At 40.2% G+C, this 11,025-nt stretch carries 9 protein-coding genes, 2 tRNA genes and 1 pseudogene; 8 read left to right on the forward strand and 4 right to left on the reverse strand.

Annotation, left to right across the window (positions count from 1 at the left end; translation table 11 throughout):
- Positions 1 to 18 precede the first annotated feature (18 nt).
- From KCV26_13855 to KCV26_13865, 3 genes are all read left to right on the forward strand, one after another.
- The gene (locus KCV26_13855) at positions 19 to 1,290 is read left to right on the forward strand and encodes a Gfo/Idh/MocA family oxidoreductase (GenBank protein ID WZX36369.1); all 1,272 of its coding nucleotides are present in this window, start codon (positions 19 to 21) and stop codon (positions 1,288 to 1,290) included.
- Positions 1,291 to 1,391: 101 nt separating this feature from the next.
- Positions 1,392 to 1,475: transfer RNA gene (locus KCV26_13860), tRNA-Leu, on the forward strand.
- Positions 1,476 to 1,491: 16 nt separating this feature from the next.
- Positions 1,492 to 1,575 (forward strand) — tRNA-Leu (locus tag KCV26_13865).
- Positions 1,576 to 2,417: 842 nt separating this feature from the next.
- On the opposite strand, the gene KCV26_13870 is transcribed toward KCV26_13865, so the two are convergent.
- Both KCV26_13870 and KCV26_13875 read right to left on the reverse strand, forming a co-directional pair.
- A complete protein-coding gene (locus KCV26_13870; GenBank protein WZX36370.1) occupies positions 2,418 to 3,311 on the reverse strand; it encodes an IS3 family transposase in 894 nt (297 codons plus the stop codon).
- Positions 3,308 to 3,607: a transposase gene (locus KCV26_13875; protein WZX36371.1), complete on the reverse strand. Its 300-nt coding sequence runs from the start codon at positions 3,605 to 3,607 to the stop codon at positions 3,308 to 3,310. The genes KCV26_13870 and KCV26_13875 overlap by 4 nt, the downstream gene beginning before the upstream one ends.
- Before the next feature lie 368 nt (positions 3,608 to 3,975).
- Here KCV26_13875 and KCV26_13880 point away from each other — a divergent pair, with 368 nt between their 5' ends.
- The 5 genes and pseudogenes from KCV26_13880 to KCV26_13900 all read left to right on the forward strand — a co-directional run bounded on the left by KCV26_13880 (position 3,976) and on the right by KCV26_13900 (position 9,358).
- The gene (locus KCV26_13880) at positions 3,976 to 5,148 is read left to right on the forward strand and encodes a TIGR04150 pseudo-rSAM protein (GenBank protein ID WZX36372.1); all 1,173 of its coding nucleotides are present in this window, start codon (positions 3,976 to 3,978) and stop codon (positions 5,146 to 5,148) included.
- Between the two features lies 1 nt (position 5,149).
- Positions 5,150 to 6,307 carry a 6-bladed beta-propeller gene (locus KCV26_13885; protein ID WZX36373.1) on the forward strand — a complete coding sequence of 386 codons (1,158 nt, stop codon included), beginning with the start codon at positions 5,150 to 5,152 and terminating at the stop codon, positions 6,305 to 6,307.
- Positions 6,308 to 6,316: 9 nt separating this feature from the next.
- Positions 6,317 to 7,021 (forward strand): hypothetical protein, encoded by a 705-nt coding sequence (locus tag KCV26_13890; GenBank protein WZX36374.1) that lies wholly within the window; start codon positions 6,317 to 6,319, stop codon positions 7,019 to 7,021.
- Entirely contained in the window at positions 7,014 to 8,234 is a 1,221-nt protein-coding gene (locus tag KCV26_13895; protein WZX36375.1) for a glycosyltransferase, read from the forward strand. The genes KCV26_13890 and KCV26_13895 overlap by 8 nt, the downstream gene beginning before the upstream one ends.
- Before the next feature lie 110 nt (positions 8,235 to 8,344).
- A pseudogene (locus KCV26_13900) lies at positions 8,345 to 9,358 on the forward strand (IS481 family transposase).
- 423 nt (positions 9,359 to 9,781) lie between these two features.
- On the opposite strand, the gene KCV26_13905 reads toward KCV26_13900, so the two are convergent.
- Positions 9,782 to 10,585 (reverse strand): IS3 family transposase, encoded by an 804-nt coding sequence (locus KCV26_13905; protein WZX38399.1) that lies wholly within the window; start codon positions 10,583 to 10,585, stop codon positions 9,782 to 9,784.
- A gap of 20 nt (positions 10,586 to 10,605) precedes the next feature.
- Positions 10,606 to 10,872, reverse strand: a complete 267-nt coding sequence (locus tag KCV26_13910) for a transposase (protein WZX36376.1) — start codon at positions 10,870 to 10,872, stop codon at positions 10,606 to 10,608.
- Positions 10,873 to 11,025 lie beyond the last annotated feature (153 nt).

Genomic DNA, 11,025 nt, shown 5'->3' on the forward strand with positions numbered 1-11,025 from the left:
TTTAAATATGTATGCCATATGAACAGACGAAATTTTATAAGAAATGTATCTGCACTCTCTACGCTGACCATTTTAAAGCCCGAAATTGTTTTTGCATCCAATACCAATTCTGCCGTGAGGATCGGGCTGATTGGGTGTGGGTCTCGCGCAACGGGAATATTGGGCAGCATGGCCGACAATGCCAACATTCATATCACTGCCCTTGCCGATATCTTTGAAGATAAAGTCATCAAAGGAATAGAGTTTGCTAATGGACTGAACAAAAAAAGAAACTATGCGGCAGTAGCTAAGAACAAAACATATGTTGGATCAGATGCTTATCTCAGGTTATTGGAAGATAAAGAGGTAGATGCTGTCATCATTGCTTCTCCCGGTTACTCACATCCTCAAATACTGGAAGATACCGTAGCTGCCGGAAAACATGTTTATTGCGAAAAACCGTTAGCGGTTGATGCGGACGGATGCAACCAGATTATCCGGACAGCCAATACCATTAACGGAAAGATTTCGGCTTTCGACGGTTTTCAGATCCGTTACGCAACACCCTACGTTGAAATGGCAAAAAGAATAAAAAGAGGCGATATAGGTGAACTTGTTACAGTACAACTTTACTATTTCTCATCAGGTGCTGCCATAATACCTTACGAAGGAATGTCATACGATGAGATGCGTATCCGGAACCACTATCATTTCCACGAAATTTCGGGAGGATGTTACCTCGACCAGGCCATTCATATGATCGATGTTTGCAACTGGATTCTCGGTACCACTCCGCTATACGCAATTGGAGACGGCAGCAAAAAGGGCGGACCAGATTTTGGAAATGCCTGGACCAACTACCAGGTAATATACAAATATCCCAACGATGTAAACGTATCTGTTCATTCTTCCAAGTTCGGAAAAGTTTTTGGTGATGTATGCGCCCGATTCATCGGGACCAAAGGGTTGGCAGAAGCACATTACAGCGGAGGAGTCTTTATCAACGGCGACAACAAATGGGATTCGGGAATTGTGCGTTCTGCATCGGAACTGACTCCGGAATCCATAGCAAAAGGTGCCAGTTCATCTTCACTGGACGATGCCGACCCCAACAAAGGCAAAGCTTTCATCGAAAGCATTACCAGTGGGAATTATTTAAACCAACTGGAATCGGGCTGCCACTCAACGTTGAGTGCGATCCTGGGAAGAGAGGCTGCTTCGAAACAAGAAAAGATAATGTGGGACGAATTGATTTACACTCCTCAGAAAATTGACCCAAAATTGGATTTAAAACAGTTTCCGAGAAAATAAAACCTGAAAAATATTTTGTAAAGGTTTAAAAAAGATTTAACTTTGCAGCCACAAAAAATGAACACGGCAGTGGCCGTATATTTCTATAAGTAGTGGAGCACGCCCGGATGGCGGAATTGGTAGACGCGCTAGTTTCAGGGACTAGTGTTGGAAACGATGTGCAGGTTCGAGTCCTGTTCCGGGCACTTCGCAAACATGTTTGCGCAGGTGGTGAAATTGGTATACACGCTACTTTGAGGGGGTAGTGCCGGTTACGGCGTGTGAGTTCGAGTCTCATTCTGCGCACATCCTGACACATGTCAGAAAAAAAAGTATTGGACTCATTCTTTTTTTGTGTTAATTTGTTGATACTCTGATATATAAAATGAACCGCAGAGTTTATTCTTTGAGTTCGATGTCGTGTACCGTCAAATTCTAAATATTCAGGAAAGATCGAACTTATTATCATTCTTTTCTCTTCAATATCCCCGTTTTCATAGCGTTTATCTATATTAGCGACATACTTTAATGAAGAAGTCATTAAATCTCTTATTTCTGCATTTATGTCAGCTAAATCATTTAATTTCTTTTCTAGTTCATCTATTTTTGATTTGGTTATTCTTTTAAGTTCTCTAAAATCATCATACTCCATTTCGCCATCGGCATTCATAATAAGGGCATTTTGATAGCGCTTATTTAATGTATCGAGTTGGGCAATGATTTGGGCACGTTCACTATTCTGTGATTTCGTCTGTTTATTGAAATCATTTAAAAATGACTCAATACAAACATCAACAATACCAGGTTTAGGAGATAAATACCGTAATTGTTTCACAAAAGCTTCATTGACGTCTTCAGCTTTAAATCTTGTTCCACAGGATGACGTACAATGATAATAATAATAGTAGACACCCATTTTTCCTTTAGAGGCACTGCCAGTCAACATCCTTGTGCATTTAGGACATTTAATAAATCCTCTTAAAGGCAAATTATCCACTGACACGATTTTTGGTTTTATTTCGCGCTTCCTACCATCAAGGACAGCTTGAACTTCAAAGAACATTTTTTCACTGATAAGGGGTACGTGCTGACCATCCACAAAATAGCCAACTTCGTCCTGGACTTGCAAACTTAATTGAGACAAAAAGTTAAGCGACATTTTTAATTGATTCTTTTTTAATATTATACTGATTCCAAAATTCATCAATGGTTAAGTTTCCCAATGCTGAGAATCTTCTTTTATGATTATACCAGGATTCAATATATTCAAATACATACAAGCGCATTTGCTCTCTTGTTTTGAGTTTGGTACCATAGACCAATTCAGATTTGAAAGTTTTGAAAAAGCTTTCAGCCACGGCATTATCCCAACAATTTCCCTTTCCACTCATACTTTGTTCCAGCTTCAAGGATTTCAACAGATTGACAGTCTGTTTGCAAGCATATTGTATGCCCCGGTCAGAATGAAATATCATTCCTTCTCCAAAAGGTCTGTTCCTATTGGCCATCCTGATGGCCGGAACTACGGTATGGGATGCATTCATATGATCGCTTATGGACCATCCGATCAGTTTGCGGTCAAAAAGATCCAGCACACAGGTCAGATAAAGAAATCCATCCTTACACGGAATATACGTCAGGTCAGAGACACACGCTTTCACAGGCTCATTCTGATTAAATTCGCGATTCAACAGATTTGGAGCAACCTTATAGTTGTGAGAGGCATCCGTCGTCACTTTGAATCGTCTCGAGAGTTTGCTGCGCAAGCCCATTTTCCTCATGTGGCATGCTACAGTGGTTCTCGAGACAGGAGTTCCGGATACCTGCAAATCCTTTGCCAGCCGGGGGCTTCCATTGCGTCCCCTGGCTGCAAAATATGCATCCCTGATCTTTTCGTCCAGCTCCATATATTTGCGCTTACGTTGGCCCTCCGGATCTTTAAGCCAGCGGTAATAACTGCTCCTGGGGACTTTCAGTACTCTGCACATCACCTCGACCGTCCATTGTTTCGAGTTATATTCCTTTATAAAGAGATAGATCAACGATCTCTCTTGGAGATGATGCTCAAAGCTTTTTTTAATATGTCCCGCTCCGTTTCAGCCTCGCCAAGGCGTTTTTCCAGTTCAGCAATCCTTTTGGTATCTTCACTTAATGACTGGACACCGTGTCCGGGGAAACTGGCTTCTCCTTTCTGCTGGTATTCTTTCCGCCAACGATATAAAAGAAAGGGGGCAATACCCAATTCCTGTGCAAGCTCGGAAATATTCTTGCGTTCTAAACTGAGTTTGACCGCATTCTCTTTGAATGCCTTGTCAAAATGGGTTCTTTGTTTTCTCATATTACACAAAAATAAGCGTTTATGCTTAACTCTGTGTCCCGGCTAAGTTAGTAATTCCAAATTGGAAATAATTATATATTAGGAACAGTTAATCAAGATGTGGAAATTGATATTCAAGGTATCACACAACAATATAATTCTTATTATGAAGGTTTGAAAAAAGTTTGCCAATACTGTTATTCATACAAGTCTTGCGGCTTATGTATGTTTCAAATTAAAAATTTTGACAAATTAAAAACTAAAAAATTTGTTTGCGATAATTTTTATGATAAAAAGAAATTTCAAAAGAAATTGTATCATATATTTTCTTTTTTAGAAAAGAATCCAAATGACTTTTTTGAAATATTGGAAAATTTTATAATTGAGGAATGAAAGAAAAAGCAGCTGATTATTGGTTCACGATAGAACCTTATGTGGTTATTGGACTAACAAATCAATACACATTATTATACAATACTCTTGATGGAGTCACTATTGAATCAGATAAAATTGAAGTGATTACCTTGCTTCGTGAGTCGATTTATAAAGACAATCATGGCGTAATTTTATTAACAGAGGAGAGGTATCTCAATAATAACATAAAGGCTTTTATCAAAGAGCTTCGAGAGAAATACATGGGAGATATTATTGACGTCGCTTTATCAAAAGGGAAACCGATTCAATTATTGCCTTTTTTTAATTTTTCTGACGCAGATAAGACAGATAAGTTGGCAATATACAAAATGCATAGTTTTTCTTCTGATAGAAATATTTTAAAAAATCTTCTTGAAATAAATGTCCATTTAAATTTCGAAACTAACGCTACAAGATTGATTTCATTCTTGGAATCTATACCGGAAGGTCCAACATTTAATATCATTGGAAATATTGGAGAGGTCACAAATTACAATGAAATTCTGTCTTATTTAGATCATCATCTTTCGCCAAAAAACATCATATGCTCTTACAAGCACTTAGTCGCCTTACAGCCGGATTTTAATAATAATTTTTCATACATAGTATCTGTCGATTTCCCTTTATACGAGCAGCAATTGAACCGGTCAAGAATGATATTACTCAGCCAGGATTTGCCGGTTGAGTATGTTTTTGAAGTATCTTCACTTGAAGATTGTCAAGAGGTAGAACTACTTGTTGAAGCGCTACAGATTGAAAAATATCGGTTAAACCCAGTATATACCGGGGAGAATATAGGTTTTTTTGAAGAAAATGTTTTTCTCTCGAAAGAGGACATTTTATCCACACCTATGACTATAAAAGATTTCTTCTCTCGTCAGGCACTAAATTTATATGATTTTGGAAAAATCAACATATTACCTACCGGTGACGTTTATGCAAATTTAAAACACCCTATGCTGGGAAATATTTATAAAGAAAATATTTATGAAATAATACAAAAAGAAATTGATAATGGGAAATCCTGGTTCAATGTCCGCAATCATGCACCATGCAATAATTGTGTTTATCAGTGGTTTTGCCCATCACCATCCGACTATGAGATAATTATTGGTCGTACTAATCTTTGTCATATAAAAAATAACTGAAATGAAACAAATAAATACAATTTTAGCACTTGTTCTGTTGATGGTATTGGTAGGGTGTGGAGGAAACAAACAATCAAACGACGATGTAATCATCGTTGACGTTTCGAAAAGCTATCCTAAAAAAGAACTGATTCTTCAGGATTTTATGGATGTGGAATATATTGCGCTCGAAACCACTGACGAATTTCTTACACAAGGTTTGGTACTGGATGTAGGAAAAGAATACTTATTGGTAAAAAATAGGAATAGTGATGGTGATATCTTAATTTTTGACAGAAAAACCGGCAAAGGAGTAAGGAAGATAAACCGGCAAGGGCAAGGGGGGGAAGAATATGCAAGGATTAATGATATGATTCTTGATGAAAGCAATGGCGAAATATTCGTAGAGTCGCCGGGAAATAGAATCTTAGTGTACGATCTTTACGGAAGTTTCAAACGGGTGTTGAATCTTGATCGGGAAGTTTCATCTGTTTTTGACTATGACAAACATAATTTGATTTGCTATGACATGTCGGATTATCATAGTAAGGGAGAGGATAGAACCAGATCATACCATGTTATCATATCAAAACAGGATGGAAGTATCACCCGGGAAATCTTTATTCCTTTTAAAACGATCAACACCCCGATTGCGGTTGATGGGGATCAATTTGTAGCAAGTTATTCTTACCAGATACGACTAAGCCACGGCGAATGGACACTTATAGAGACATCATCCGATACATTGTATAACTATGCACCGGATGGTACATTAAGCCCCTTTATAGCAAGAACCCCCTCCACACATACCATGGATCCTGAAGTTTTTCTTTATATGGGTATTTGTACCGACCGTTATTATTTTATGCAAACCGTTAAAAATGTATTTAACTTTGAGAAGGGTAACGGATTCTATACTGATGAACTGGTGTACGACAAGGAAGAAAAAGCCCTATTCCAAGTTGCCGTATACAATGGTGACTATGCAGAAAAAAGACCTGTAGCGATGACAGCGGCACCAGTTAATCGTGAAATCGAATACGTCACTATTTTGGATGCATTTCGACTTGTTGAAATTTACGAGAAAGGCCAACTGAAAGATGGCCAATTGAAAGAAATCGCCTCGAGGTTGGATGAAGATGACAATCCGGTGATTATGCTGATAAAGCAAAAGAAATAGTGGTTTAAAATGGAGAAAAGCAACCAACTATTCAATCAAGAGCAACAAATTATCCACCGCCTGCTGTTAAACGCACCTTTTATACCATCCGTAGGATTGTTGACCGGACAAGTGGGTATTGCGCTTGCTTTTTACACATATTACAGGCACACCGAGTGTGCTGTCTATGGAGACTTTGCTGGTGAACTGTTGGACAATGCGCTTGAATCCCTCGACAAAAGCATTGATATCGCTTTCAGTAACGGACTGACCGGTATTGGATGGGGAATTGAATACCTTATTCTGAAAGGTTTCGTAGACGGATGTGGTGTGGAAATCTGTGAAAATATTGACCAAAAGATCATGGAAAGCGATCCGAGGCGAATATCCGACCTTTCCCTCGAACAGGGGCTGGAAGGGCTCATACATTATGTGCTTATACATATATCAGCGAGTATCAAACAAAACGTCAGGCTTCCTTTTGACAGCCTGTACTTGAAAGATCTGTACACTGTTGTTAAACAAGCTTGTCAAGAGGATATCCCGGATTCATTCAGATCATTAGCGGAGATTTATATGGACTTTATAGAAAAACAGGAGCCGATCGACTATCCACTCCATTTATTCTCTTTTATAGATATAGTTCATCTTGATACGGATAAGTTAACAGATTATCCTTTAGGGATCAAAGATGGGTTGGCAGGGTTATTATTGAAGGAGATCACAAATGAGTAAGAACGTTTATATTCTCGATGATTCTTTAAGTTCCCGTGAAAACGGGATCGGCACTTTCCTTAAAGAGTTTGTTTCAATCATGAGGGAGTTGGATTTTCGTATCCATCTCCTGTCATTCAATGCAAAGACAGAAGGGTTTACGATCAGGGAAGAGTATGGAGTGAAAAGGTATTTATTCCCCATAATGAATAATGATCGGGAGTATCAGAAGTATGTTGGCATAATCAATAAGTTTATGTTGCTCTATATTCCGGATTCGACTGATAACCTGTTTTTCCTGAATCATACACCCTGTGAAAAACTCTTGGAATCTATAAAATCCTCCCACCCTTTATCCAAGCGGGTCTTTATTATTCATGACCTGATATGGACAGAACTCCTGAACGGCAGTCTGGAACGGTTGAAGCACGTACTGAGCAAAAAGGAAAAGGATGAGACGGAAAAGAATATCTACAGTTATTTCCGAGAAGAGCAAAGGATGTATACCCTTGTGGACAGGGTGGTTTGTCTGTCGGAAAGCACATTCAAGATCCTGACCGATATCTATAAAGTTCCGTCCTGTAAAATATCTATTATCCCAAACGGGATACGAACAAACAAATTAAAAGTACGGGATACGGATAAACTACGAAATCTTTTGTTTCTTCCAGAAAGAGAGAAAATTATGTTGTATGTGGGAAGAGCGACCGAACAGAAAGGATTGTTCGCGCTTATCCGGTCGTTTGAAAAAGTGTTGAAGAGAGAACCTAACCTGCGGTTGATTGTTGTCGGAACTTTTAAAGAAGAAGCTTTGGAGTATATCTCCAAAAATCATTCATCTATCGCTTCGAGGATAACCTTTATCGGCTTTATTCCGAGAAAGGAGTTGTTCAAATGGTATGCGGTTACGGACATAGCCGTTATACCTTCCCTATACGAACAATGCAGTTATGTCGGAATGGAAATGATGATGCATGGGTTGCCAATAATTGCTTCAGATGGTATAGGGCTGAGAGATATGTTCCGGCAGGGAGAGAACGCGTTGGTTGCCAAAATCGGAAATCCAAAGAACGATTACAGGGAGTATATAGCAAACTTGACGAATTGTATTAACAGGTTGTTGGATTCCGGTGAATTGAAGGAAAGGATCAGAAGCGGTGTAACCGATACCTATAAAAAACAATATCACTCCCGCCACATGAGGGAGCGGTACAAAAGATTGATAGAGGTGTAAGCTACCCGTTTTTAGGTGAATTAGTTTTGATTTAATCTGACAGTTAAGGGCAAAAACTTAAATTTGTAATTGCACAAACAAAGAAAGTTCAACCCTTAAAACTGTCAGAAATGAATTCAGAAACGAAGTTAATCAAAAACAAGTTAGGACTGCTTAAATTAGCAGAAGAATTGGGCAATGTCTCTCAGGCATGCAAGTATTTAGGATACAGCCGGGATACTTTCTACCGATACAGGGAACTAGTGGAAACCGGTGGTGAATTAGCTCTCAAGGAGATTAGCAGACGCAAGCCCATCATCAAGAATCGTATTGAACAGGAGATTGAGGATCGGGTAGTAGCATTTGCAACAGATAATCCTGCTTTTGGTCAGGTCCGCGTTTCCAACGAGCTGAAAAAGGAAGGTGTTTTTGTATCCCCATCAGGAGTTCGAAGTATTTGGTTGAGAAATGACCTGGAGACATTTCGCAAGCGATTGAAAGCGTTGGAATCAAAGGTTGCCCAGGAAGGAATCGTACTCACTGAATCTCAGGTTGTGGCTTTGGAGAAGGCCAAAGAGGAAAAAGTAGCCAAAGGTGAAATCGAGACCTATCATCCCGGTTATCTTGGATCCCAGGATACATATTATGTTGGCAACATCAAAGGCGTGGGACGTATTTATCAACAGACATTTATTGACACGTACACAAAGGTGGCCATTGTTAAGCTTTATGACCGGAAGGTGGCTCTTGTCGCTGCTGATATGCTGAATGACCGGGTTCTCCCTCTTTATGACCAGTACGGGATCCCATTGATGCGTGTGCTCACTGATAGAGGAACCGAATATTGTGGTGCTAGAGAACACCACGAGTATCAACTCTACCTGGCTATTGAGGATATCGATCACACGAAGACCAAGGCCAGGAGTCCACAAACAAACGGTATCTGTGAACGTTTTCACCGAACAATGCAGGAAGAGTTTTATGCGACTGCATTCCGGAAGAAAATTTACAAAACGGTCGAGGAATTGCAAAACGATGTGGATATCTGGTTGAAGTACTATAACAACGAGAGACCACATTCAGGCAAATATTGCTACGGTAAAACCCCGATGCAAACCTGGAATGACAGTCTGCATCTGACAAAAGAGAAATTATTGGATACTCTGAATCAAAATTTTGTATCTTTGACTCCGTCGGATGAAGAGGAAACAGGCGCTGCTGGAGAGCAACTTGTCAGAAATAATCCGACTGGCTGGAATGGCCGAGGGGGTGAAAATACCCCCTCTTACCACTTTCCCATTCCGGTCAGCTATGTCTCAAAAAACTCAAATCCATAAATTAAAAAATGCCCACTGTCAGATCAAGTCTGAACTATTACATTTTAGGACAGTCTTAGATTAGACTGCTAAATTAGTTATTTTCGTGTACAATGTTATGATGTCTGACAGATTTTTGATAAGCCACCCCCAATACGAGGCGGTACAGCGGGCAAGACTGCCCGTAAGGGCACTCGTCTTGGCCTTGACCGCTGTACCGGCTCGTGTTAACTTTGCTTGTCAAAGCATCTGTCATACTGCTTCCTTTCGTTTTATCAGTTCTTCCCTATATTCAAAGGGCGTCATGTTGTCCAACGCTTCATGGGGCCGTTCTTCGTTGTAGTATTTCCGCCAGGCTTCAGTCAGTTCCCTGACTTCGGATATGTTGCGGAAAATATATCTATCAAGAACAGCCCGCCTGTAACTTCCGTTGAAGCGTTCAATGTAACTGTTCTGAGTGGGTTTACCGGGCTGAATATAGATGATGTTTATCTCATTGCCTTCGCACCAATCCTTGAATGCCTGGGCGATAAACTCAGGGCCGTTGTCGCAGCGTATGTTTTTGGGTTTGCCATTCAGCCATATGATCTTTTCCAGAACTTTAATGACCCGTTTTGCCGGCATGGACATCGATATCTCCTGCGCCACGGCAATCTTGCAGGCATCATCCATGATGTTAAGAACGCGGAACTGCCTTCCGCACTCAATCCTGTCACTGACAAAATCAATGGACCAGGTAACATTGGGCTCTTTGGGCATAACCAGAGGGTTTTTAACCCTTGCGGGTAAGCGTTTCTTCAATCGGCTTCGTTTCTCATAGCGCATTGCCTTGTACACCCTGTAAACCTTCTTGTGGTTCCATCTCTTACCCTCACGTCTCAGTCTTGAATAAATCTTCCAGAAGCCATCACCGAACTCGGCGGCGGCACGGATTGCTTCTTCCACTTCCGTATCATCTTTCTTCTCTGTATAGTAGAAGTAGGAGCGATGGATCTCCATCAGCTTGCACGCCCGAGAGATGCTTATACCATGTTCTTCCACTATCTCTCCTGCCAGTTCCTTCTTTACCTCGGGCTCTAGAGCTTTTTTTCGATGACCTCCTTCAGGATCTTGTTGTCGAGAGCAAGGTCAGCATACATCTGCTTCAACTTCCGGTTCTCATCTTCAAGCTCTTTGAGGCGTTTGACCTGACTCACCTCCATCCCACTGTACTTGGACTTCCAATTATAAAGGGTAGCCCTGGATATGTTGTAGTCACGCGCTACAACTGCGGCATCCACTCCACTTTCAAGCTGATGGACTGCCTTTACCTTCTCTGACTCGCTGTGTACTTTCTTTTTCATTGTTGTTCCTATGCAAAACAAAGTTAATACTTTTGTCTAACTTGGAACTGTCCTACAAATAGGGAAGGTTACAGAGGAATTAGGATAATCTATAACATATTGGATTAAAAGTAACGAGAAAGTTGCTGACAATTATCTGGAATTTACTCTAAA

This window comes from Petrimonas sulfuriphila (genome assembly GCA_038561985.1).
Lineage (GTDB): Bacteria > Bacteroidota > Bacteroidia > Bacteroidales > Dysgonomonadaceae > Petrimonas > Petrimonas sulfuriphila.